We start from the raw sequence: 23756 nt of genomic DNA, 5'->3' as shown, positions 1-23756 counted from the left end.
CTACTCGTTTTATGCTTTGGATGCGAACTGCTCTTTTGTTTATTGTTATTTTTGTTGTTGTGGTTCTTTTTATTATTACTCATGAAATATCCCCCCTGTTCCCTATTATTATGGAACAAGAGGTCATTTTTCATTACGGGAATTATTGTCACCCGTTCTATAATGATGGAGTAAACCATTAATTTCACCGCCAAGTAAAATTACCCATCCAGTTAAGTAGAACCATAACATTAAAATAATGATACCACCGAGACCACCATATGTATTGGCGTAATTCGCAAACTTATCTACATAATAAGCAAATGAGTACGATACCACAATCCATCCTACAGTAGCAAATGTCGCTCCTGAAATGACTTCTCTTCTTTTTAACTTTCGATCTGGTGCAAATGTATATAAAAAACTAAACAATGCAAATAGGACAAAGAAACTCGCTACTAACCGCGTAATACTCCACACGTAAGAGAAACTATCCGATAAACCAATTGCTTTAAATACCGCTGCCCCAATGACTTGTCCAAACACTGGAACAATTAGCGCAAAGACAATCATAAAAATGATTGCTAACGTAAACACAATAGATAAAGCTCTCGTTTTAATAAAGGAACGTGTTTCTGTTACATCATACGCACGGTTAAAAGCATTCATAACCGCATTTACCCCGTTTGAAGCAAACCATAACATCGATAATAAACCAAATGATAATAAACCACCATTTTGCTGGTTTACAACTTTATCAACGTTTACTTCAATTAAAGACATTGCATCTTCGGGTACATACGGTTCTAATAAATTGAGCACACTTTCTGTTTGAAGGTCAATGAATCCAAGAAGCGTAATTAAGAAAACAAGCCCAGGAAAAATCGCAAGCAAGAAGAAATAAGCGAGCTGTGCTGCCAAGCCCGCTACATCATCGCGCATCGTCCGGTCATACAAATCTTTACCAAACGAATAAGTACGATTTCTTCTCACCTTTTCTAAAATTTTTCTCATATATGTTTAAACGCTTTTCTTCTCTTCTTTATCTTGCTTTAACTCAATGTACGCTTCAGTTTTTTTTTCCTCTACATTGGAGTCTTTCATAAATAGTTCACGCGCTTCTTTCATACCACCATCTTCAGCAACTACTGGCTCTTCTTCTGCTTTCAGTTCATCTACTTTTGAAGATACAGCTTGAATTTCAATCGTTTCTGGCTTCTCTGCTGGTTCAACTTTTTTCTTACTAAAAATTTCTTTCGTTTCTTTTAACGTCTCTACAACAGACGGCGTTAATTTTTTAATTTCTGCTACTTTCGCTTTCACCACATTTAAATCAGCAAGTTCGCGTCCTTTATCTGTAACAGTTTGCACTTTTTCTTTGATCTTTGCATTTTCACCAATTTCAATCATCTTTGTTTTTGCTTTTTCTGCAGTATTTTTTACTTTTTCACGGTTTTCTTTCTTCAACATAGATACAGCTACACCTGCAGCTACACCAATCGCAATGTTTCGAGCAATATTATTTTTCTTTGCCATATTCCTTCACCCTTTCATTTCTTATGTTAGAAAGTATTTCTTTCTAAGCTTCCTCATATTCCTTGTTCATTTCGAATGAAAGCTAATAGCTTTGCACACCCTTCTGTTACAAGGTCATATACTTCTTGGAAATTCCCTGTATAGTAAGGGTCGGGAACGTCTGTCCAGCCACCGTCTGGAACAAAATCGGACAGCCTACCAATATAGCCTCCAGTTTTACCTAAACTTTTTAAATCTGCTATATTCTTGTTGTCCATGGCAATAATATAATCAAACTTTGTTAAGTCTTCTTTTTCTACTTGCCTTGCTTTAATTCCTTCAAAAGTGACTGCATTTTCTTTTAAAATTTTTTGTGTTCCTTTATGTGGCGGATGGCCAACATGCCAATCTCCAGTTCCTGCAGAATCAATGACAATTTTCTCTTCGAGTCCCTCTTTTACGACAAGATCTCGAAAAATCGCTTCTGCCATCGGTGAACGGCAAATGTTCCCAAGACAAACAAACAATACTTGAACCATATTTTGTTTCTTCCCTTCTTGGTGCATTTCTTTATATATACTTATAGTATAAACAACCAATTATTAAATATAAAGGAAATCCCTACTAATTTAATAGGATTGAAAAGATTCATTAACGAAAATGATAAAAAATGTTAAGATAGCCTTATGTTATTTTAAAGGGGGACACTTCGGTGGATTTATCCGTAAAGTCAGAAGAAAATGTTGAATATATGGTCGAAGCTATTAAAGAAAAATTACGTATGGTTAATGCTGGAGCGATGAGAGCTGCTAGTTTTAATGAAGAAATGTACGAAGACTTACGTGACATTTATGAACATGTTATGAAGCGTGAAACATTCAGTATTAGTGAAATGCAAGCTATTACAGAAGAATTAGGTACATTAATTAAAAAGTAAAAAAAGCCTCTCTTATATGAGGCTCTTTTTTATTTCCAACAAATTCATGACAACTCTCCTCTTTCCCTCAACCAACTGTAAAATATTGTACAATAGAAGTAGAACCTCACCTTAGATTTTTTTCTCCATACATACTACTCACAAATAATAGCAACACTACCATTGCTAACTGTTTTTACTGGAGGTGCTTACTTATGAGCAATTGGTACAGTAAGACGAAAGATCAAACATTAATCGATTTAGAAACAAACGAACAACACGGTTTAACAGATGAAATTGTAAATGAACGTTTAAAGCAATACGGTTCTAATGAATTGGCTACAAAACAAAAACGCAATTTATGGCAGCGTATTTTCGCCCAAATTAATGACGTCCTCGTATATGTCCTTATTATTGCTGCCCTTATTTCTGCCTTTGTAGGTGAATGGGCTGATGCCAGTATTATCGCGCTCGTTGTAGTTTTAAATGCCGTTATCGGTGTCGTCCAAGAATCGAAAGCAGAACAAGCTTTAGAAGCATTGAAAAAGATGGCGACACCTAAAGCTATCGTCAAGCGAAATGGTGAACTAAAAGAAATTCCATCTGAGCACGTCGTTCCCGGTGATATTGTCATGCTGGATGCAGGACGTTATATCCCATGCGATTTACGCCTTATAGAAACGGCAAATTTAAAAGTTGAAGAATCTGCTCTAACTGGTGAGTCTGTCCCTGTTGATAAAGATGCAATCTACCACCCTTCCATGCAAAGTGATGAACAAGTACCACTCGGTGATCAAAAGAATATGGCCTTTATGTCTACTCTTGTTACATATGGACGAGGCATCGGTGTTGCTGTTGAAACTGGAATGAATTCACAAATTGGTAAGATTGCTACCCTGTTACATGAAGCAGACGATGATATGACACCACTTCAAAAAAGCTTAGCACAAGTCGGAAAGTATTTAGGCTTTGTTGCTGTAGCTATTTGTATCGTGATGTTTCTCATCGGCTTTTTACAAGGACGAGATACACTAGAAATGTTTATGACTGCAATTAGTTTAGCCGTTGCAGCTATTCCAGAAGGTTTGCCAGCTATCGTTTCCATCGTTCTTGCAATTGGTGTGCAGCGAATGATTAAACAAAATGTTATCATTCGTAAACTACCAGCTGTCGAAGCTCTCGGTTCTGTCACAATTATTTGTTCAGATAAAACAGGTACGTTAACGCAAAATAAAATGACCGTTACTCACTTTTATAGTGACAACACATACGACCACTTAGAAAACTTAAATGTAAATAATGATGCGCAACGTCTATTGGTAGAAAATATGGTGCTATGTAATGACGCGTCTTACAGTAACGAATCACAAACCGGAGACCCGACTGAAATTGCTCTTCTCGTTGCTGGAAGCACTTTTAACATGCAAAAAGATCATTTAGAAAAGATACATGAACGCGTTAATGAGCTACCTTTCGATTCAGATCGTAAAATGATGTCAACGGTGCATACATACGATGAAAGCTACTATAGCATGACGAAAGGTGCTATTGATAAACTCTTACCTCGATGTACCCACATATTTAAAAACGGTAAAATCGAGGTTCTAGCAGATGCTGATAAAAATCAAATATTAGAAGCTGCCGGGTCAATGTCTCAAGAGGCTTTAAGAGTACTTTCATTCGCATTTAAACAATACAATTCAAACGATGTGGATATAGATCATCTTGAAGAAAACCTCATCTTTATTGGTCTTGTCGGTATGATTGACCCACCGCGAACTGAAGTAAAAGATTCCATTGCAGAATGTAAAAAAGCCGGTATTCGCACAGTTATGATTACTGGTGACCATAAAGATACCGCCTTTGCCATTGCCAAAGAACTTGGTATTGCCAAAGAAATATCTGAAATTATGATTGGAACTGAATTAGATAACATTCCAGATACAGAACTAGCAAATAAAATTAATCACTTAAATGTATTCGCCAGAGTCTCTCCAGAGCATAAAGTAAAGATTGTAAAGGCATTACGTGCAAAAGGAAATATCGTTTCTATGACTGGTGATGGTGTCAATGATGCTCCATCTTTAAAGCAAGCTGATGTTGGCGTAGCGATGGGCATTACAGGAACAGATGTTGCAAAAGGGGCAGCAGATGTCGTGTTAACAGATGATAATTTCTCATCTATTGTGAAAGCTGTTGAGGAAGGTAGAAATATTTATCGTAACATAAAAAAATCAATTCTCTTCCTACTCTCTTGTAACTTCGGAGAAATTATCGCTTTATTTTTAGCCATTTTACTCGGCTGGGCAACACCACTACGACCTATTCACATTTTGTGGGTCAATTTGATTACAGATACATTGCCTGCATTATCACTTGGAGTTGATCCTGAAGATCCAGATGTGATGAAGGAAAAACCACGACATGCGAAAGAAAGCCTATTTAGTGGGAGCGTTCCGTTTCTTATTTTCAATGGAGTTGTCATTGGACTTTTAACGCTAACAGCCTTTATCATAGGTGCAAAATTCTATACCGGAGATACAAATTTATTCCCTCTCTTCCCAGAGAAAATTGATGAAGATGCTCTATTACACGCTCAAACGATGGCATTTGTCGTTCTTAGTTTTTCTCAGCTCGTTCATTCATTTAACTTGCGTTCAAGAACGAAATCCATTTTTTCAATTGGGATTTTTACAAATAAATATTTAGTCTTCTCCCTTCTTATCGGTGTTCTTATGCAAGTTTGTATCATCTCCATCCCATCTCTTGCAAATATATTCGGTGTGCACGCATTAACGATGCGAGATTGGGGATTTGTTCTCTTATTAAGTATCATTCCGCTTGTTGTGAATGAGATCATTAAATTAGTAAAGAGAAACTAAAAGGCAATGAGGATTATTCCTCATTGCCTTTTCATTTATTTCACTAGTTGTGAGATATGTCCCCGTTGTTTAAAGTTTCACTTTATCCTTGTAATTCTTTTTTTATGTTCTCTGTTAACGTAGCCATACGCTTGCGGCTTTCTTCACGCTCACGTTTATTTTGCTCTTCAATTTGTTGTGTTTCTTGCATACCTCTTGAAATAATGTTCCAAGTTTCCTCAAGTGTTTCCATCTTAATACTAGAAGAACCTGATAATCTCGCTACTTCCACACTTTGCGTTGCGATATTTTGTGCATTTTTCTTAAGTAATTCATTTGTACGGCGATCAAGTTCAGCCATAGAATCTGCAACAAGCTTTTGACGTTTCGCATTTACCGCTTGAATGATACCATTTTTAAAGATAGGAATCGTTGTAATAAATGCTGTATTGATTTTACCAATTAATTTATTATTACCACGTTGAACCATACGAATTTGTGGTGCTGTCAGTAGCGCAACCATACGTGCTTTTTCTAAATCATCAATACGTTGCTCTAAAATTTCAACAGAGTTTTTCAGTGATTCTAATTCAATACCTGCTAATTGGTCATTGTTACGCACACGCTCTTCGTACATCGGAACGAGCTCTGTATTTAAACGCTCTAATAACATTTCCCCTGCTACTACATACTTTTCTAAGTCTAAATAATATTTTAAATTTTGCTCATATAAACCATCTAACGTACCGATTGATTTTTTCATTTCATCTTGATACTTTGTAATTTCTACGTATACTTTATCCATTTCGCGACCCATTGTTTGGTACTTACTAAAGATCTGTTCAATCATTTTATCAGCTTTTTTGAACATACGTGAGAAGAAACCGCTTTTCTCTTCCGCAAAGTCTTTACTATCAAATCTATCCATAATTTTACCAAGCTGTTTTAATAATTCTCCAGAGTCTTCTATTTTTGATAAAGACATTGTATGTAAAATTTGATCAGCGAAACGTGAAATTTCCATAGATGGTTCTTTTCCAAGCTCGATTAATTCTAACTGATCTTTAATATCTACTGCATTATAAATACGTTGTACTTCTGCATCTTGTCTAAGTTGTAAACGAACATCTTGTGCCGTTTGCTCATTTAATTCTGTTTTCGAATCTAGTATGACTGGGTTATTCATATGGCATTCTCCCTTTCCTTATAAAAATGGACGAAATAGTCCTTTTATTGTTTGTGATAAATTTTTATAGGCTGATGAACCATGAAACTCAAGATCGAAATTAACTTCTTCAAGCCAATGGGAATCAAATGCTCCTGCCTCAATATACGGTTCAATATCATTTCTTCCCGTTGGATTAAAGTGGAATACATCTACTCCAATTTGATTTAAAAATAGTAATAAAACAGCATCCGAACGGCTTAATTCTCCGCTCTTCTCATTATTAAATATAACAATTTTCGGTACTTCTTGCGAGTAATCAAATTTCTCAAGTTGCTCTAAAATGTTCGGCGGTATTTGAGAAAGCTGCGCGAAAACATACAGTGCTACATCTTGTTTCGTCTCTTTCGCAACGGGTTTACACATTTCACTTTGGCACGTATGAATGATCGCCTCTGCAATACCATGTTGTAATCCTTCTGGCAAACGCTTATGTGGCCACCAATGACTATTCATAATTAAATCAGCGTGTAATTTACCCCCGCGGTCTAACGCATCTCGGTAATGATATTGGAAATTTGCTTTTTGTTCTTTCGTAAACGGAAATGTATTAATTAATAAACTGTTATCAAATGATGTAATAGCCTTTAATCGCTGAAAATATTCTTTATCATTTTTTGAGACACCTGATATTTTCGCAAATAAAGAAGGGATATAAATGTGTTTATTTTCAACAAAGAACGTTGGACGCACAAATGCCTTTTCTTTCGTAATTAAAAAGAGTTCATCATACGTTGTTTTGAGCGTACGAGCTACAGGCGTATAGGAACGAAATTGCCACGGCTTGTATAATAGTGAATTATCGTGGTGAAGTACTTGTTCAATTTCTTTTGAAGCCTGATATGCTACTGTAGCAACACGTTCGCGGCGGCGATCTGGAAATGGCTCAAGAGAAATCCGACTTGGATGAGACACAACAAAACTTCTTCCTTCCCCATCAACATTCTCAAATCCATCTTTTCCTTCTGGGTGGTAATAAAGTACATCACAGCCGAGCATAATAAGAAAGTATAAGAAATATATACGGCTTTCCTGTGCATCACCGTACCAAACGATACGCGGCATTTGTTTCTTATAATTAATCGTAGAGAACCACTTCGCTACGTAATTTTCACTTAACTTAATCATATCGATTAAGAAACGACGGAATCCTTCTGTTTTTAATGATTGGTTATGTTGTTTTTCATACAATTTCAATACAGAGATAAACGTCGTATGTATATAATGCTGTAAGTGAGGATTGTCTACTTGTGGTAATAGTTGTTTCCCAGACAAATGGGCTACAAGCCTATTTACTGTCAGTCCATTCGGTGCTTCTTGATGTAATGTAAAAACCTCTTGAATATGGCGCAGTTTTTCGGGATCAATCACCTTATTTAAATTTTGTTCATGCAAAACCTCAATCCCTTTTACTTGACTATAATCAAATAGCTCATTGAAATATTCATCTACATCATTAGGAACACCAAGAATACGAGTTGCTATATAACTAAACTTCATCTCATTCTCTGTCAGTTCATATTGTGGGCGTTTTTCTAAAAGCGCTTCAAATTGCTTTAAATCTGATTCGTCTTTTAATGCACATGGTTGAAGTGTAAAACGTGAAAACACAACAGTTCACCTCCAAAAACATTTACTTTTTTTATAAAGTCTCTCTTCTATTATAAACTATTTTTGGTTATAAAAAATGGGCGCTCGTAAAACGAGCAAACCCATTTCAATTATTTATGATTATTTTTAGTAGCTGCAACTTCTTCTTTAGCTTGTCCAGAATACTTCATATAGTGAAGTATTAATGTTGCTCCAAATGCAACAACTAAAATAATGAAGAACACTGTATGACTTACTTCAATATGAATAACAGACAGTAACATTTTTGCTGCAATAATTAAAATTAAAATATATGCTGTCGTTTCAAGTTCTGGAATACGTTCTAACAATTTTAAGAATACACCAGCGATACCGCGCATCATTAAAATACCGAGCATTCCACCTAATAATAGAATCCAAACTTTATTTGATACACCAAATGCAGCAAGTACGCTATCTACAGAGAACGCAATATCCATTAATTCAACCATCGCAACAGTTCCCCAGAAGACACCAAACATTCTGAAGAGAATACTATTTTGGTTCATACCATGAGCTTCCTCTTCTTCTGCATTACCTTTTCTTTTATCAATGAAGTATTTAATTGATAGCCAAGCTAAGTAAAGTGCACCTAACACTTTTACCCACGCTAATTTAATTAAGAACATTCCGATTCCAATCGCAATAAAGCGGAATACATACGCTCCAATAAGTCCATAGAATAATGCTTTTTTACGTTGCTCTTCCGGAAGGTGTTTTACCATTACTGCTAATACAAGTGCGTTATCAGCAGATAACAACCCTTCAAGTACAACAAGTGTACCTATTAATCCCCAAGATACTGGATCTTGCAACACTTTAATCCACATGTCCAAGTCGAAAAACTGAGCATACGTATCAAGGATTCCTTGCAAAATACTCATCTTACCTTTATCTCCTATTCTTTGCTAGATTTATAGAAAGGTCAAAAAAAGGAAACGAATATCGTTTCCCTTCTTATGCATCCAAGCCATACGCTCTTACAAGCGCACCTAAACCACCTTGGAATCCGCTTCCTACTGCATTAAACTTCCACTGTCCATTATGACGGTATAATTCACAAAAGACAACTGCTGTTTCGATGGAGAAATCTTCCCCTAAATCAAAACGAAGAACTTCTTCATTCGTTTCTTCATTCGCTAAACGAACGAATGCATTTCCAACTTGTCCAAAGTTTTGATTACGGCCTTCTCCATCATAAATCGTAACTGTAATAGCAATTCTGTGCACATCTGCTGGAACTTTCTTTAAGTCCACAACAAGTTGTTCATCATCACCATTACCTTCACCTGTGCGGTTATCTCCTGTATGTAGAACAGATCCACAAGGAGACTGTAAATTGTTATAGAAGATAAAATCAGTTTCCTTCGTACACTTTCCGTTCGCATCTAATAAAAAGGCAGATGCATCTAAATCGAAATCTGATCCACCATCATAAGATTTAATATCCCATCCAAGGCCAATTACTGCTTTTGTTAAACCAGGGCTTGTCTTTGCCAAGTCAATTTTCTGTCCTTTTTGTAATTGAATAACCATGTATATTCACCTCTATAATTTAATGTTTAAAAATAAATCCACCAGTAAGCATACGCTTCACTGATGGATTTATTAACCTATTACTCTACATCTAAACCAAAGTTATTACATAGAGAACCTAATCCACCTTGGAATCCACTTCCAATTGCATTGAACTTCCAGTCACCTGCATGACGGTATAGTTCACCTACTACAACAGCTGTTTCAATAGAGAAATCTTCTCCTAAATCGTAACGAATTAACTCTGCATTCTTTTCTTCATCTAAAATACGTACGAAGGAGTTAGAAACTTGTCCGAAGTTTTGGCTACGACCTTCTCCATCATAAATTGTAATTGTGAAGCAAATACGTTCAATATGTGCAGGTACATTTTTCAAATCTACTTTGATTGATTCGTCATCGCCTTGACCTTCGCCAGTTCGATTATCTCCTAGATGCTCTACAGCACCATTCGCGCCTTTAGGGTTATTATAGAAGACGAAATCCTCTGCACCTGAAACTTTACCGTTAGCACCTACTAAGAAAATACTAACATCTAAGTCGAAATCGTTTTGTCCGTCATAACGATTCGTATCCCAACCAAGTCCTACAAGAACTTTCGAAAGACCTGGATTCGTTTTTGTTAAGTCTACCTTTTGTCCTTTTTTCAATGAAATTGATGCCATATGCAATTCCTCCTCGGTTTATTTTATTGATAACGTGATACAATCTCACTTAAGTTTTTATCTTGTGTGCCTTCTCCAACAGCTGAAAACTTCCATTCACTTCCGTGACGATACATTTCACCTGCAATTAAAGTCATTTTGCCAGCATAATTATCCGATAAATTATAGCGTGCTAATTCTTCACCAGTTTGCGGGTTTTGAATACGAATATATGCATTACGAATCATCCCGAAATCTTGACGACGATTTACACCGTCATAAATATTTACAACGAATACTAAACGATTAATACGGCTCGGAACTTTATGTAATTCTACGAAAATTGTTTCGTCGTCACCAGCACCTTCACCTGTTAAATTATCTCCTGAATGAATAATACTACCACAATTAGAAAGCTTGTTTCCGAAGTAAACTAAATCGTTTTTGTTTAAAAAACGATCTCCTTCTAACATAACAACAGATGCATCACAATCTACATTTGGTTTACTTCCAAATAATGAAGACAGAAACCCACCTGATTGTCCAATTGGATCCCAGCCTAAGCCAACCTGTAGTTTTGCTACTTTTGGTTGTCCTTTCGTTAAATCGATCTTTTGACCTTTTTCTAAAATAATAGGCATGAAGTTTCTTCCTTTCTACAAAGCATTTTCCAAAGCGGAAAATATTGTATTCTTCCCTTACATTGTAGCATTATTTACCTAGTGATAAAAAGGATAAATTCTCAGTTATATGAAAACATTCATATAACTTATTTATGCTAATGTAAGAAGTGGTAAATAGCACCAATCACTCCTGCACAATTACCGTTTTGTGCAAGTTCAATCTCGCAATTACTATAAATCTCTTTATTTAAATATTTTTCTACCCCTTCTTTTACTTCTTTTACTTCTTTTAAAAACTTATTTCCCCTATCAGTAATTCCTCCACCTATAACAATCATTTCTGGAGTGAACTACCCCCACTTAGTATCTCTTACGAGCTTACCCCGAGTGGGGACTTCTCGGTTCATCGCTACTTTTGATAGCTAACGAATTTGTCCTATGACAGCCGAGCTAACTCCCTTGTTCCAAAGGTTATTTCTTACGATTTATATCAATGCTAATAACCGCATGGCTTCCTTTCTAATATTGATCGCTGCGTTATAGTCACGACTGATTGTGAGTCCACACGAACACACATACGTGCGTTCACATAATGATATTTCTTTTTTGTTTCCACAACGGCTACACATCTTTGTAGAAGGAAACCATTTATCTATTTTCACAAGCTGTTTTCCTTGTTCTTGTAGCTTATATGCTAAAAATGTCGTGAACATCCGCCAACCGTTATCCGCTACACTCTTACCAAATCTAAGTGCTCGTGACATTCCTTTCATATGTAAATCTTCGATTGCTACAACATCAAAATTCGCAGCTAATTCTTTAGACTTATGATGAAGGAAATTCTTACGTTGATTGGTGACCTTTTCATGCAACTTCGCTACACGAATGCGTTGTTTATTCCAGCGCTCTGAATCTTTTACACGTCTTGCCAATACTCGTTGCGCTTTTGCTAATCTATCTAACATCTGACGATAAAAGCGAGGATAATTGGCTTTCTCATCTTCGCTACTCACGTACAATTCAGCCATTGCGAAGTCTAATCCAACTACACGTTCTACTTCTTTTGGAGTGATTTCTTTTTCATATTCGGTCAAAATAGACACGTAATACTTACCAGTTAGTGTCATCGAAATTGTGCACGACTTGATGATATGGTTTTGCGGTATCTCTCTATGTTGCTTCAGTTTCACCATTTTCAATTTTGGTAATTTGATATAACCATGAAATAACATAATATTTCCGTTTACTCGATTCGTTGTATAGGATTTTCTACTCTTTTTACTTTTGAATGTAGGAAAATCACTTTGACCACTAAAAAAATTCTTATAAGCAGTTTGCAAGTTTAATTGAGCGTTGGCCAATGCCAATGAATCAACTTCTTTCAACCATTCATACTCCACTTTGTATTTTGCAGGAGTAGGAAATTTTTGCTTCTTCAGTTCTTCCTTATTCGCTTTGTGTTTTATATATATTTCCTTTCGTTCAGTCAGCATTTTATTATATACAAAACGTACACACCCGAACGTTTTACGTATGAGATGTGCTTGTTCTTCTGTTGGATACAGACGAAACTTGTACGCCTTATTCTGCTTTGTCATATCCATTCACCTCACTTTTCGCTTCATTTCCCATAAGCTATGACGGTGATCCCAAGACCTGAACACTACATGATTATTATCTACTTTCATTGTTATACCAAACTTTACCTCTTATAAGACTGATTATATCAAGGGCGAAATAAATAGGAAAACCAAATGTTTGGCTATGCCAAACCAAAATTCATCTCCCACCTACCGCTAGACTATCGTCTTTCACACGCCCCAGGAAGGTAATTTTTTTCGGATAATGCGTTAAAAATATAAGCAAGGTTACTAATTCCAATCGCTAAGTGCTTAAAGAAAACCTCAACTGCCTGCTTAACTTCCCTATCGCCTTTATCATACAGTTCGAAAATCTTTTTTCCATTCCAATCGCTTTCACCTTTATATTTTCGCACAAGACGAATTAACCCTGAAATGGAAGCGACCTCTTCAAACGGCTTTCCTTCTATTAACATATTTCCCCACTCACCAGCACTAAAAGAATGTCCTCTGTATAACTCTTCACCTATAAAAATTGCTCCTCCAATACCTGTTCCAAGAGTGAGCATAATAAAATTTCTTTTTCCGTTTCCAATCCCTTTCCATGTCTCTCCCAAAACTGCGCAATTCACATCATTTTCAACGGACACAGGAACTTGTAATACTCCTTGCAATCTATCAATAATAGGAATAGTCGCGTAGTTCGGAATATGCTCCACCCCTCCCGTTACAACCCCTGTATAAATATTAACAATTCCCGCAGTACTAATGCCAATTCCAGAAATCGTATGTTTATTCATTAATTATTTGGATAGAAGAATAAGTTTTTGAATGATTTGTTCCCCACCCAAATGAATTTCTGTTGGAACTGTTTTATGCTTTAGTACTGTGCCTGTTTCTGAAACAATTCCATATTTAATTTGTGTACCACCAATATCAAATGCAATATATTCTTTCATCTGCTGTCACTTCCTCTACTGTAATGAGTGTAAAACTTCCACCACTCTACTATTATAAAGAATTTACACTAACTCTTTTCTCTCTTCAGAAATACACCACCTTTTTCTATATATAGTTTTTTTGCATAAAACTCTTTTTCCTAAGAAATATTACAAAGGGATGTATTTTAGATGGAATATTAATTTCTTAGGAGGAAAACAATGACGAAAATCTTCATTTTAGCATCAACTCTTTCTTTATCTTTTTTTAGTGGTTTAAATATCGGTAATGCAGCAACGGAAAACTTCTCTCCAGCAACAAACGCAATTGTACAAAATAACGATCATTTAGCAGAAGGTAACTCAAAAGATAATAATAAACCACCAGGAAACAATGGTTCTCAGGACGATAGTGGTTCTGGTGGTAACGGTTCTGATGGCAGTGGTTCTGGTGGCAATGGTTCTGGCGGCAATGGCTCTGGCGGCAACGGTTCTGATGGCAGCGGTTCTGGTGGCAATGGCTCTGGTGGCAATGGCTCTGGTGGCAATGGCTCTGATGGCAGCGGTTCTGGTGGCAATGGCTCTGGTGGCAACGGTTCTGGTGGCAATGGTTCTGGTGGCAATGGCTCTGGCGGCAATGGTTCTGGTGGCAATGGCTCTGGTGGCAACGGTTCTGGTGGCAGCGGTTCTGGTAACAACGGTTCTGGTGGCAACGGTTCTGGTGGCAATGGCTCTGGCGGCAATGGCTCTGGTGGCAACGGTTCTGGTGGCAGCGGTTCTGGTGGCAGCGGTTCTGGTGACAACGGTTCTGGTGGCAACGGTTCTGGTGGCAATGGCTCTGGCGGCAATGGCTCTGGCGGCAACGGTTCTGATGGCAGTGGTTCTGGCGGCAATGGCTCTGGTGGCAATGGTTCTGGTGGCAATGGTTCTGGCGGCAACGGCTCTGGCGGCAGCGGTTCTGGTGGCAGTGGCTCTCAAGGCGGTAACCGCGTTAAAGGCGATAGCAGTTCTCAAGGGGGCAATGGCTCTCAAGGCAGTAACCGCGTTAAAGGCGATAGCAGTTCTCAAGGGGGCAACGGTTCCCAAGGTGGTAACCGCGTTAAAGGCGATAGCAGTTCTCAGGGGGGCAACGGTTCCCAAGGTGGTAATGTAAAAGATAATGCGAAAAAACAAGGCGATAAGTTACCTAATACTGCAACACATTATCCTGCATCTATTTTAATGGGACTTTCAACATTCCTAATTGGTATGTTACTATTTATTCGCCGTAAAAAAGTAAAATAAAAACACATCCTTCCATCTAAAAAATACATGAAACACATTGAAAAACTAAAAGGACTTTGGATTGCATTTTATTATGCAGCCCAAAGTCCTTTTTATCACCTATCAGAAAGAGTATTAATACGCTTTTCCCCAATACACCATTTGCTTCGCTTCTTTACCACAACAAATACATTCTTCAGCTAAATGCTCTTGCTCAAAAGGCATACAGCGTGAAGATACACCAACTTCTTCTTTTAGTTTCTCTTCACAAGCTAATTCTCCGCACCACATCGCCTTAATAAACCCTTGCTTTTCATCAGCTACTTTTTTCATCTCTTCGAAATTCGTCGCACTATACGTATTCTCATCGCGAAATACTTTTGCCTTATTAAATAAAGAATTATGAATTTCCTCAAGTAATGCTGGAATACGTTCTTCTATTTGATCCATTGATATAAACTCTTTTTCCTTCGTATCTCTTCTTACAAGTACAACTTGATTCTTTTCAATATCTTTAGGCCCAACTTCTAATCGAATTGGAATGCCCTTCATTTCATACTCATTAAATTTCCAGCCTGGTGTTTTATTACTAGCATCTATTTTCACGCGTGCAACCTTTTGAATATGCCCTTGTAACTCTGTTGCTTTCTCTAAAACTCCTTCTTTATGCTGAGCAATCGGTACGATAACAACTTGTACTGGTGCGACTTTAGGAGGCATTACAAGCCCATTATTATCACTATGAACCATAATAAGTCCACCTATCATTCTTGTTGATACTCCCCAAGATGTTTGGTGTACATATTGCCACTTACCGTTACGATCTAAAAACTTAATATCAAATGCTTCTGAGAAGTTCGTTCCAAAGTTATGGGATGTTCCTGTTTGAAGTGCTTTCCCATCATGCATTAAGCTTTCAATTGTATAAGTTGCCTTTGCACCCGCAAATTTTTCTTTTTCTGTTTTTTGTCCTTTAATTACTGGTATCGCTAAGTAGTCTTCACAGAAAGAAGCATATAGATTTAAAATATGTAACGTTTCAGCTTGAGATTCTTCTGCCGTTTCATGAATTGTATGACCCTCTTGCCATAAGAATTCCGTTGTACGAAGGAATGGCCTTGTTGTCTTTTCCCAACGAACTACTGAACACCACTGATTATATAGCTTTGGCAAATCATTATAGGATTGCACAATTTTTGAAAAATGCTCACAGAATAAAGTTTCAGATGTAGGGCGTACACAAAGTCTCTCCGCTAACTTTTCATCCCCGCCATGTGTCACCCATGCTACTTCAGGAGCAAATCCTTCTACATGATCCTTCTCTTTTTGCAATAAACTCTCTGGGATAAACATTGGCATATACACATTTTCATGACCTGTTGCTTTTAACTTCTCATCCATAACTTTCTGCATATTTTCCCATAAGGCATAACCGTACGGACGTAGAATCATACATCCTTTTACACTTGAATAATCAACAAGTTCTGCTTTTTTTACAATATCTGTGTACCACTGTGCAAAGTCCTCTTCCATCTTCGTAATCGCTTGTACTTGTTCTTTTCCCATAGTCAGTCTTCCTCCTTCTAGAAAATACAAAAAAGCCCGTGTCCCTAAATAGGGACCGAGCTTTGCCGGCGTTACCACCCTGATTCATGCACAAAAATTGCGCATGCTCTCTTTTTGATAACGGGAAATTCCCGCTGCATATGCAGAACGCAAAGGTAGGTTCCATATTGCCTTTTTAAGAATCTTTCAGCCTGCTGGATTCTCTCTCTGCTAAAAAGGTTGAACATGTACTAATCCTTTTTCATCGTTATAACGAAATAAATTTGTTGATTATCATAATACAAATTCTTTTTTAAAACAATAGCTAATTTTCTCATTTTTATATATTCTTTTCATTTTCTGCAGTTTTATACGTAGCTTTTTCTCGTGATTTTTACAAGTTGATGTGCAATCATACCGATAAGTGTACCAAGTAGAACGAAAAAACCAATAAATCCATATCCCATTCCTTCCCATCCACCAATCACCATCATTGTAACCGGGAAGGATGCTAAACAAAGAAGTATTAAACTAAGTGCAAATATAATATCAAACTGCTTGTCTGGAAACCGTTTCTTTAGTAAATACGAAATAGCAAATACAAGGATAATCGTAATTCCGCCAATGATGTAAAAGATACTAAATCCATCTAGCCAATCCATAGTGTTTCCTCCTTCCATTCATTCCCTTATACTTAATTATATGTTTAACTTTTCTGAAAATAAACAATAAATTTTCACCTCAAAATATATTTTTATCACTAGGTATTAATAGTAATATATAAGAATAGGTTTTATATAATCAGGAGGGAACTTTATGGATAAAGCATTAACAAACCGCGTCATTATTTTATCTTTCGATTGCTTATCAGCTTTAGATTTTCCTATATTACAAAAACTTCCTAATTTCCAAACATTGATAAACAAAGGCGCAATTGCGAAAAAAGTGGAACCGATTTATCCTTCTGTAACATATCCAAGTCACTCAACAATCGTTACTGGAAACTACCCTAATAAACATGGCGTAGTTAGCAATACGTTACTTCAACCTGGACGCGAGTCACCAGATTGGCATTGGTACCGAAAATCTATTAAAGGAACAACGTTATATGATGAAGCACATAAAGCAAATTTAACGACGGCTGCCCTTCTATGGCCTGTTACCGGCAGAGCAAATATTGATTACAATTTGCCAGAAATCTTTCCAAATAGACCGTGGCAAAATCAAATTTTAGTTTCATTATTTAGTGGTAGCCCGCTATATCAATTAGATTTAAATCAGCGCTTTGGTCATATACGAAATGGACTGTCACAACCTGAACTCGATGATTTCGTACTTGCTTCTGCTGTACATACAATTCAGACGAAAAAGCCGAATGTCATGTTTGTACATTTCACCGATTTAGACACTCAAAGACACTATCACGGCTTTGAATCAAAAGAAACAGTAGCTGCAATTCATAGACACGATGAACGGCTAGGGAAAATTATTCAAGCTTTAAAAGACAGTGACCTATACAAAGAAAGTACAATTATCGCTCTCGGTGATCATAGCGCTTTAAGTGAAAACAAAGCCATTCAATTAAATGTACTATTTCATCAAAAAGGGCTTATATCTATAAATTCAAAAGGAAAATTAGTAGACTGGAAGACCTATTGCCAAAGTTGTGACGGATCTGCCTATGTATATGTGAAAGACAAGAACGATACCGATACAATTCGAGACGTACAACTACTACTTGAAGAACTACTTCAAAATAAACAAAACGGTATTGAATTTATATTTCATGATGAAGCTGCAAAAGACTGTGGTGCAGATGGTAATTGTTTATTTATGTTAGAAGCGCGAGAAGGATATTATTTCACTGAAAACTATACAGGAGATTTTATAAAAGAAATTACTGAAAAAGATGTTACGCCTAGTAAAAAATATACATTTGGTACGCATGGATACTCTCCAACAAAACCTAACTATGAAACAATTTTTATCGCTGCTGGGAAAGGGATAAAAAGCGGCGTTACCATCCCGTATATGAGACTTATTGATGAAGGTCCAACTATCGCTAGACTACTCGGTTTACACTTAGGTGAAACAGACGGATCAATTGTAGAGGATTTACTCCAATTGTAAAGAACTGTGTATATATGTAAAAGTTATGTAAAAATCATCACTGTTTCTCTTTTTATAATTTTTATTTTTGTACACTGTTAGTAGAACTAATTTAAGGGGGAACACTATATGAAAAAAATGTCCAGACAAGAAAAAAGCTGGATATTATACGATTGGGCGAACTCCGTATATTCGCTCGTCATTACAACTGCATTATTCCCAATTTACTTTAAGGCAGCTGCAAAAGAAGCTGGACTATCTGGTGCAACTTCAACAGCATATTGGGGATATGCAAACTCGTTCGCTACACTTTTAATTTCTATACTTGCTCCTATTCTCGGCACAGTTGCTGATTATAAAGGATTTAAAAAACGATTTTTCACATTCTTCTTTGGACTCGGTATCGTATTTACAAGTATGCTAGCAGTCGTCCCAACATCTCAGTGGTACTTATTACTAGGATGCTATATGCTCGCATTAATCGGTTTTGCGGGGGCAAACATCTTTTATGATGCATTTTTAGTAGATGTCACTTCTGAAGATAGAATGGATCAAATTTCTACGCGAGGTTTCGCATTAGGCTATATTGGGAGTACTATTCCTTTTATCGGTTGTATCGCTCTTATTATTCTTTCTCAAAAAGGAACTATCCCTTTATCTGTTGGTATTGCTAGTCAAATTTCATTTGCGATAACAGCTCTTTGGTGGGGGTTATTTACGATTCCAATGCTAAAAAACGTAGAGCAAACGCACTATATTGAACGTCACCCTAGACCAATTACAATGAGCTTCAAACGCCTTGCTGCTACTTTTAAAAATATTAAAGAATATAAAACTGTATTCATGTTCCTAATCGCTTACTTTTTCTATATTGATGGGGTCGATACAATTATTACTATGTCCACCGCTTACGGAACAGATCTCGGTATTAGTGCAACGAATCTATTAATCATCTTATTCGTCACACAAATTGTAGCTTGTCCATTCGCTTTATTATACGGAAAATTATCAGAAACATTTACAGGTAAAAAGATGCTATATGTCGGTATTATTATTTATATCATTATCTGCACATATGCTTATTTCTTAAAAACGACACTCGATTTCTGGATTTTAGCAATGTTAGTTGCCACTTCTCAGGGCGGGATTCAAGCGCTGAGTCGATCCTATTTTGCAAAACTAGTACCTAAAGAATCTGCAAATGAATTCTTCGGATTTTATAATATATTTGGTAAATTCGCGGCAATTATGGGTCCCGTATTAGTCGGTGTTACAACGCAATTAACAGGAAAAACCAACGCTGGTGTCCTTAGTATCATTGTACTGTTCGTTATCGGTGGATTCTTACTAACTAGAGTTCCAGAAAATGATACATCCGTTACACCACCTAGTCCAAAAACGAAAACGCTATAAGAAAAGATCCTCTTCACATAAGAAGAGGATCTTTTCTTTATTTTATCGATAACGCCTTACAATTAAAAACTCAACAGCTGGCTTTACAACTATAGCAGCACATAACGCAAACAATAGCGGTATATTATGAAAATCAATCCATTTATTAAAGCCTACCGATGCGAAAAATAAACCAAAAATCAATACAACTAATACATAATATGTAACATTTGCACTCGCTTTTAATACATGTTTTTCTAAATCTTCGTTCTCCTCCATTAGTGCATCACCATTATGCAATACCAAACTTTTAAACATATAATGTAATGCGATACTACAAATAAATAGTGCATACCAGTTTACTTGAAGTTCAGTTAACCAGTAGTAAAGTGCAAACAATAGTGTACTGACAGCTACTACGGCCGTAACGAACAAGCTTATTTTCTCTTTCCCCAACAACTACTCCCCCTACTGCTTGTACAAAAATAGTTTATCAACAGTTGTTCCTAATACTTCCGCTAAACGAAAAGCTAATGCTAAGCTTGGATCATATTTATTATTCTCAATTGCATTTATCGTCTGTCTAGAAACCTTACATTTATCAGCTAATACGCCTTGTGAAATATTATTTTCAGTGCGTAATTCATAAATTTGATTTTTCACACCATTTCTCCTAACCTGTAAAATCGTTTTTACATCACCAGTATATAGTTGGGACATTTCATTGTCAAAAGAATGCCACAAGAAAAGGGAGCAATTCTGCTCCCTTACAGTGGTTATTTCGAGGCTAACGAATTTGTTAGTTCCTCTTTATTAGCGACATCTTCTTTATTTATTTGCATGCGTAGAACTGGTCCAATCGCGAATAAAATAAGTAACATTGCTATACAAAATACAGTAACTAGTGAGGTCATCTCCTTCAACCCTCCAGCTAGTGAAGTTCCGATTAACATTGCCCCCATAAACAGTGGTAAAATTGTTCCATTTACTCTCCCAATCATATTTTCTGGTACAAGCTGGATCATAAGCGTACCGACAACGATATTAACGCAAGCTAAACAAATACCTGTTCCAAACCTCATGAAACTAGTAATCCAAAATGATGTAGATAGCCCTTCTACTAAAAATGATATAGCTAATATGCTCATACCGAATACAAACATCTTTTTCGGATTTACCTTTGAAGCGAAAACTGCAGCAACAATACCACCGATCAACATACCGATTCCATCAGCTGCGGCTAAATATTGAACTGCTTCTTTTTCCATTCCAAGACGCTCTATTACAAGAAACACTTCTAATGGATTCGTTAGTCCAACAGCTAAGCCCATAATGGTGAAAGTGATTGTAATCATACGTAAATTTTTCGTATGAAGAACGTATTTCCACCCTTCTTTTATATCATTTTTTAATGAATCTCTCGCCACTTGCTCTTGTTCCACCCATTTTGGTAAAAATGAAAGGGCGATAGCAGATAACAAAAATAAAATGATTAAGCTATATAGTGACGTAAATAAACCAAGTTGTGTGTACACAAGCGATCCTACCACTGGTCCAAAAATCATAAATAATGACTGTAATGTTTGGTTAAATGCAATCGCATTTGCTACCTGTTCTTCCTTTACATAGCGTTTAAATATACGCGAAGATGACGGCTGAGAAAACTGGCCTACAATAGCGGAAATGAGTGTTGCAAAAAATATAGCCTGCCAATAATCCAGCTTTAACAACAAGACAATTCCTATAATAGACAGTACGCTTAATATATCTCCAGCGATCATTGTTCTTTTCGGATTCCAGCGATCAGCTAGCGCACCACCGATAAACGAGAAGATAAAGATAGGTGCATATTCCATAACTGATAACAATGAAACAGAAACTGGATCATTATTCGTTCGCTCCATTATGAAATACAAAAGAGCCATATTTCTGATCCAAATTGCAAACTGTTGTAAAATATCAGATGCCATAACGAGCATAAATGCTCGGTTTTTAAATAAAGCGTTCATTTTCATTCCCCTTCCACAAACCGACCGTTCGGTCTAATTTATTTGGTGAGAAAAGCAACTGACTTATTACTCAGTTGCCATTCCTTTTAACAGTACATCTATTGCCTTTTTATAAATACGTTTCAGCTCTTTATAATCTAACTCGTAATAAAGTACTCCAAGCCCTGATAATAATCCATTCACAATATACATAAGGTCGCGCGTATTATCTTCACGAAACTCTCCAGACTGTATGCCTGCTTCAACTAATTTCTCAACCATAACATATGATTCTCTAGTTAAAGCCAATAGTTCATCCAAAATCTCTTTACTTACAACTTGGCTCATAGAGAATTCCTCTATTGCATTTGAAATTGGTTGCTGTATATCCTCTACATAATATTCCGCGAGACCATATAGTTTTTCAGTACTAGTACTATACAACTTCTCTTTTTCATTCCATTTTTCAAGCCAATCATACGTATGCTGTCTCACTACAAATAAAAATAACTCTTCTTTACTTTTAAAGTGATAATAAATGCTTCCTTTACTTCGCTCTGTAATTTCACAAATCTCTTCCATAGATGTAGCTGCATAGCCCTTCTGTGAAAACAGACTTTCTGCTTTATATGCAATTTCTTTCTTTATCTCTTCTGCGCTTCTTCTCATATTTACACCTCTTTAAACCGACCGTTCAGTCTAATAATAACAAATAAAAAACCTCTATCGCAAGAGGCTATATTCCTTATTTAGAAAACGTACTTTCAAACCACGTTCGAATCATATGTATTATTCCAATTTTAAACCCTAATTTAACAAGAAATACGCCTCCCGCAGCTAATAAAAATAACACTACTTTCCCCTTATTTTTCACTTTCGGTTCCCTTTTCATTTCTATTCCCCTTAGTACATTAAAAATATTAATCAAACGTTTGTTTAACTGTTTTTATGCATATGTAAGCCAACTAATCAAACGTTTGTTTAAAAAGAAATACGCCTTTATAAGGCGCATTTTCATCAATCACCGCCACCTCCACCACCGCAGCTGCCTCCACTATCTCCACCAAAAGAACCTCCGCAATCATGTGAACCTCCATCGTGTGAGCTATCATTATCAGATCCAGCAAAGAAAAATAATGGTGATGAGTTGTTAGATGAATTATGAATGTTGTTTTGTTTCGTAAGATTTACCTTCTTTTTGTTTGATCGAACTGCTGTTACAATTATTCCAACTACAACAAATAATAGTATGAAAATAATAAATTCCATATAAAAACCTCCCTTAATCTTCGAATAATTGAATGGTTCTTTCTAGATTTTCAAGTGAAATAAAGCGAGATTCACGAAGGATCTCTTTTCCATTATAAAATAATAAAACTGTTGGCCCTGTAAATACTGCATATCGCCCCGCAATTTCTTGCATGTCTTGTAGTAATATTTCTACTTTCTCTACGTAATCATAATTCTCTAATATACCATTTACTTTTCTTAACATAACATCACAAACACCACAATTTTCTGTTTTAATAAGCAGAAGTACTAATTGTTGTTCTTCAATATATGTCGCTAATTCTTCTATCGTTTCAAATGTATTCATCTTATCCCTCTTAGCGTAATTTACGAAATACTTTACCTTGGTACATACGAAAAGCTGAACTATCTTTAATTTTCCTCTTTTCCATTACCTGCTGAAAACGCAGCGTTTTTGCTGTTAACTCTTCTTGTAATTTTTTTCTCTCTGCTTCATCATAACAGCACGCAATTAAGTCTTCTATTTTTAATATATCTTTTTGTAGTTCCATTTCTGGTGGAATCATACCCGCATTTTTTAAGATTTTATAACTCATTCTAAGTTCTGGAGGTACCATTGAAAGGTCTTCTAATTGTAGTGGTTTTCCTTTTCCCGGAATATGATCAAGGTCTCCATTCCGTATTGCTTGTCGAATTTTTTCTTCAGCAATGTTCAAAAAGACATCCACACCATTCTCTCCTTTACATATTTTTACTATTATT

The 23756-nt window shown here is 36.3% G+C and carries 25 protein-coding genes, 2 pseudogenes and 1 other annotated feature; of the genes and pseudogenes, 5 read left to right on the top strand and 22 right to left on the bottom strand.

Features of this window, described 5'->3' with window-relative positions; all coding sequences use genetic code 11:
- Positions 1–123: 123 nt before the first annotated feature.
- From ACTFOB_RS18760 to ACTFOB_RS18750, 3 genes are read right to left on the bottom strand one after another with little or no spacing between them, the layout of a single operon-like run.
- On the bottom strand, positions 124–993 hold the full coding sequence (locus tag ACTFOB_RS18760; RefSeq protein ID WP_001226533.1) for a YihY/virulence factor BrkB family protein: 870 nt from the start codon (positions 991–993) through the stop codon (positions 124–126).
- A 6-nt stretch (positions 994–999) separates the two neighbouring features.
- The gene (locus ACTFOB_RS18755) at positions 1000–1515 is read right to left on the bottom strand and encodes a DUF4075 domain-containing protein (protein WP_440029151.1); all 516 of its coding nucleotides are present in this window, start codon (positions 1513–1515) and stop codon (positions 1000–1002) included.
- Positions 1516–1568: 53 nt separating this feature from the next.
- The gene (locus tag ACTFOB_RS18750) at positions 1569–2033 is read right to left on the bottom strand and encodes a low molecular weight protein-tyrosine-phosphatase (protein ID WP_000250910.1); all 465 of its coding nucleotides are present in this window, start codon (positions 2031–2033) and stop codon (positions 1569–1571) included.
- 173 nt (positions 2034–2206) lie between these two features.
- Between ACTFOB_RS18750 and ACTFOB_RS18745 the strand changes: the two genes are divergently transcribed.
- Positions 2207–2431 (top strand): DUF1128 domain-containing protein, encoded by a 225-nt coding sequence (locus ACTFOB_RS18745; protein ID WP_000366197.1) that lies wholly within the window; start codon positions 2207–2209, stop codon positions 2429–2431.
- A 194-nt stretch (positions 2432–2625) separates the two neighbouring features.
- Positions 2626–5292, top strand: a complete 2667-nt coding sequence (locus ACTFOB_RS18740; RefSeq protein ID WP_440029153.1) for a cation-translocating P-type ATPase — start codon at positions 2626–2628, stop codon at positions 5290–5292.
- An 82-nt stretch (positions 5293–5374) separates the two neighbouring features.
- Here ACTFOB_RS18740 and ACTFOB_RS18735 read toward each other — a convergent pair whose 3' ends face one another.
- The 9 genes and pseudogenes from ACTFOB_RS18735 to ACTFOB_RS18695 form a co-directional block, all read right to left on the bottom strand.
- On the bottom strand, positions 5375–6457 hold the full coding sequence (locus ACTFOB_RS18735) for a toxic anion resistance protein (protein ID WP_001064402.1): 1083 nt from the start codon (positions 6455–6457) through the stop codon (positions 5375–5377).
- Between the two features lie 18 nt (positions 6458–6475).
- On the bottom strand, positions 6476–8107 hold the full coding sequence (locus tag ACTFOB_RS18730) for a YceG family protein (protein ID WP_440029155.1): 1632 nt from the start codon (positions 8105–8107) through the stop codon (positions 6476–6478).
- A gap of 110 nt (positions 8108–8217) precedes the next feature.
- Positions 8218–9009, bottom strand: a complete 792-nt coding sequence (locus ACTFOB_RS18725) for a TerC family protein (protein WP_440029157.1) — start codon at positions 9007–9009, stop codon at positions 8218–8220.
- A 73-nt stretch (positions 9010–9082) separates the two neighbouring features.
- Positions 9083–9661, bottom strand: a complete 579-nt coding sequence (locus tag ACTFOB_RS18720) for a TerD family protein (RefSeq protein WP_440029158.1) — start codon at positions 9659–9661, stop codon at positions 9083–9085.
- 80 nt (positions 9662–9741) lie between these two features.
- Complete coding sequence (locus ACTFOB_RS18715) at positions 9742–10326, bottom strand: TerD family protein (protein WP_151631914.1); 585 nt, start codon at positions 10324–10326, stop codon at positions 9742–9744.
- A gap of 23 nt (positions 10327–10349) precedes the next feature.
- Positions 10350–10946 carry a TerD family protein gene (locus tag ACTFOB_RS18710; protein ID WP_151631916.1) on the bottom strand — a complete coding sequence of 199 codons (597 nt, stop codon included), beginning with the start codon at positions 10944–10946 and terminating at the stop codon, positions 10350–10352.
- Positions 10947–11083: 137 nt separating this feature from the next.
- Positions 11084–11278, bottom strand: a pseudogene (locus ACTFOB_RS18705) (ROK family protein); the annotation flags it as partial.
- Positions 11279–11413: 135 nt separating this feature from the next.
- Positions 11414–12526: an RNA-guided endonuclease TnpB family protein gene (locus ACTFOB_RS18700; protein WP_440029161.1), complete on the bottom strand. Its 1113-nt coding sequence runs from the start codon at positions 12524–12526 to the stop codon at positions 11414–11416.
- 251 nt (positions 12527–12777) lie between these two features.
- Positions 12778–13467: pseudogene (locus ACTFOB_RS18695) on the bottom strand (ROK family protein); the annotation flags it as partial.
- A gap of 201 nt (positions 13468–13668) precedes the next feature.
- On the opposite strand from ACTFOB_RS18695, the gene ACTFOB_RS18690 reads away from it, so the two are divergent.
- On the top strand, positions 13669–14730 hold the full coding sequence (locus tag ACTFOB_RS18690) for an LPXTG cell wall anchor domain-containing protein (RefSeq protein WP_440029163.1): 1062 nt from the start codon (positions 13669–13671) through the stop codon (positions 14728–14730).
- Positions 14731–14844: 114 nt separating this feature from the next.
- Here the strand turns inward: ACTFOB_RS18690 and proS are convergent, their stop codons facing one another.
- Both proS and ACTFOB_RS18680 read right to left on the bottom strand, forming a co-directional pair.
- A complete protein-coding gene (gene proS, locus ACTFOB_RS18685; RefSeq protein WP_440029164.1) occupies positions 14845–16275 on the bottom strand; it encodes a proline--tRNA ligase in 1431 nt (476 codons plus the stop codon).
- A 47-nt stretch (positions 16276–16322) separates the two neighbouring features.
- Positions 16323–16529: a binding site (T-box leader), on the bottom strand.
- Between the two features lie 93 nt (positions 16530–16622).
- On the bottom strand, positions 16623–16916 hold the full coding sequence (locus ACTFOB_RS18680; RefSeq protein WP_029437317.1) for a YesK-like family protein: 294 nt from the start codon (positions 16914–16916) through the stop codon (positions 16623–16625).
- 154 nt (positions 16917–17070) lie between these two features.
- On the opposite strand from ACTFOB_RS18680, the gene ACTFOB_RS18675 reads away from it, so the two are divergent.
- On the top strand, positions 17071–18384 hold the full coding sequence (locus tag ACTFOB_RS18675; protein WP_440029165.1) for an alkaline phosphatase family protein: 1314 nt from the start codon (positions 17071–17073) through the stop codon (positions 18382–18384).
- 108 nt (positions 18385–18492) lie between these two features.
- Positions 18493–19776, top strand: coding sequence for an MFS transporter (locus ACTFOB_RS18670; RefSeq protein ID WP_151630268.1), 1284 nt, complete (start codon positions 18493–18495; stop codon positions 19774–19776).
- Between the two features lie 42 nt (positions 19777–19818).
- On the opposite strand, the gene ACTFOB_RS18665 is transcribed toward ACTFOB_RS18670, so the two are convergent.
- The 8 genes from ACTFOB_RS18665 to ACTFOB_RS18630 form a co-directional block, all read right to left on the bottom strand.
- The gene (locus tag ACTFOB_RS18665; protein WP_151630267.1) at positions 19819–20211 is read right to left on the bottom strand and encodes a hypothetical protein; all 393 of its coding nucleotides are present in this window, start codon (positions 20209–20211) and stop codon (positions 19819–19821) included.
- Between the two features lie 12 nt (positions 20212–20223).
- Positions 20224–20475, bottom strand: a complete 252-nt coding sequence (locus ACTFOB_RS18660; RefSeq protein ID WP_151630266.1) for a helix-turn-helix transcriptional regulator — start codon at positions 20473–20475, stop codon at positions 20224–20226.
- 56 nt (positions 20476–20531) lie between these two features.
- Positions 20532–21764 carry an MFS transporter gene (locus ACTFOB_RS18655; RefSeq protein WP_440029169.1) on the bottom strand — a complete coding sequence of 411 codons (1233 nt, stop codon included), beginning with the start codon at positions 21762–21764 and terminating at the stop codon, positions 20532–20534.
- Between the two features lie 66 nt (positions 21765–21830).
- Positions 21831–22412, bottom strand: a complete 582-nt coding sequence (locus tag ACTFOB_RS18650; RefSeq protein WP_440029171.1) for a TetR/AcrR family transcriptional regulator — start codon at positions 22410–22412, stop codon at positions 21831–21833.
- A 76-nt stretch (positions 22413–22488) separates the two neighbouring features.
- Positions 22489–22635 carry a histidine kinase gene (locus ACTFOB_RS18645; protein WP_440029173.1) on the bottom strand — a complete coding sequence of 49 codons (147 nt, stop codon included), beginning with the start codon at positions 22633–22635 and terminating at the stop codon, positions 22489–22491.
- A gap of 125 nt (positions 22636–22760) precedes the next feature.
- On the bottom strand, positions 22761–23012 hold the full coding sequence (locus ACTFOB_RS18640) for a hypothetical protein (RefSeq protein ID WP_440029175.1): 252 nt from the start codon (positions 23010–23012) through the stop codon (positions 22761–22763).
- Positions 23013–23025: 13 nt separating this feature from the next.
- Positions 23026–23340, bottom strand: coding sequence for a thioredoxin family protein (locus ACTFOB_RS18635; RefSeq protein ID WP_440029176.1), 315 nt, complete (start codon positions 23338–23340; stop codon positions 23026–23028).
- A gap of 10 nt (positions 23341–23350) precedes the next feature.
- Positions 23351–23722 (bottom strand): J-domain-containing protein, encoded by a 372-nt coding sequence (locus ACTFOB_RS18630; protein ID WP_151630260.1) that lies wholly within the window; start codon positions 23720–23722, stop codon positions 23351–23353.
- Between the last annotated feature and the right edge of the window lie 34 nt (positions 23723–23756).

Origin of the sequence: Bacillus cereus group sp. MYBK79-1, assembly GCF_051915365.1 — a bacterium.
In the GTDB taxonomy this organism is placed as follows: Bacteria; Bacillota; Bacilli; order Bacillales; family Bacillaceae_G; genus Bacillus_A.
This window is presented reverse-complemented; position numbering and strand designations above follow the sequence as displayed.

Coding starts and splice junctions, on each gene's coding strand:
- ACTFOB_RS18760 (WP_001226533.1), bottom strand. CDS start 993: ATGAGAAAAATTTTAGAAAAGGTGAGAAGAAATCGTACTTATTCGTTT.
- ACTFOB_RS18755 (WP_440029151.1), bottom strand. CDS start 1,515: ATGGCAAAGAAAAATAATATTGCTCGAAACATTGCGATTGGTGTAGCT.
- ACTFOB_RS18750 (WP_000250910.1), bottom strand. CDS start 2,033: ATGGTTCAAGTATTGTTTGTTTGTCTTGGGAACATTTGCCGTTCACCG.
- ACTFOB_RS18740 (WP_440029153.1), top strand. CDS start 2,626: ATGAGCAATTGGTACAGTAAGACGAAAGATCAAACATTAATCGATTTA.
- ACTFOB_RS18735 (WP_001064402.1), bottom strand. CDS start 6,457: ATGAATAACCCAGTCATACTAGATTCGAAAACAGAATTAAATGAGCAA.
- ACTFOB_RS18725 (WP_440029157.1), bottom strand. CDS start 9,009: ATGAGTATTTTGCAAGGAATCCTTGATACGTATGCTCAGTTTTTCGAC.
- ACTFOB_RS18720 (WP_440029158.1), bottom strand. CDS start 9,661: ATGGTTATTCAATTACAAAAAGGACAGAAAATTGACTTGGCAAAGACA.
- ACTFOB_RS18715 (WP_151631914.1), bottom strand. CDS start 10,326: ATGGCATCAATTTCATTGAAAAAAGGACAAAAGGTAGACTTAACAAAA.
- ACTFOB_RS18710 (WP_151631916.1), bottom strand. CDS start 10,946: ATGCCTATTATTTTAGAAAAAGGTCAAAAGATCGATTTAACGAAAGGA.
- ACTFOB_RS18700 (WP_440029161.1), bottom strand. CDS start 12,526: ATGACAAAGCAGAATAAGGCGTACAAGTTTCGTCTGTATCCAACAGAA.
- ACTFOB_RS18690 (WP_440029163.1), top strand. CDS start 13,669: ATGACGAAAATCTTCATTTTAGCATCAACTCTTTCTTTATCTTTTTTT.
- proS (WP_440029164.1), bottom strand. CDS start 16,275: ATGGGAAAAGAACAAGTACAAGCGATTACGAAGATGGAAGAGGACTTT.
- ACTFOB_RS18680 (WP_029437317.1), bottom strand. CDS start 16,916: ATGGATTGGCTAGATGGATTTAGTATCTTTTACATCATTGGCGGAATT.
- ACTFOB_RS18675 (WP_440029165.1), top strand. CDS start 17,071: ATGGATAAAGCATTAACAAACCGCGTCATTATTTTATCTTTCGATTGC.
- ACTFOB_RS18670 (WP_151630268.1), top strand. CDS start 18,493: ATGAAAAAAATGTCCAGACAAGAAAAAAGCTGGATATTATACGATTGG.
- ACTFOB_RS18660 (WP_151630266.1), bottom strand. CDS start 20,475: ATGTCCCAACTATATACTGGTGATGTAAAAACGATTTTACAGGTTAGG.
- ACTFOB_RS18655 (WP_440029169.1), bottom strand. CDS start 21,764: ATGAACGCTTTATTTAAAAACCGAGCATTTATGCTCGTTATGGCATCT.
- ACTFOB_RS18650 (WP_440029171.1), bottom strand. CDS start 22,412: ATGAGAAGAAGCGCAGAAGAGATAAAGAAAGAAATTGCATATAAAGCA.
- ACTFOB_RS18645 (WP_440029173.1), bottom strand. CDS start 22,635: ATGAAAAGGGAACCGAAAGTGAAAAATAAGGGGAAAGTAGTGTTATTT.
- ACTFOB_RS18640 (WP_440029175.1), bottom strand. CDS start 23,012: ATGGAATTTATTATTTTCATACTATTATTTGTTGTAGTTGGAATAATT.
- ACTFOB_RS18635 (WP_440029176.1), bottom strand. CDS start 23,340: ATGAATACATTTGAAACGATAGAAGAATTAGCGACATATATTGAAGAA.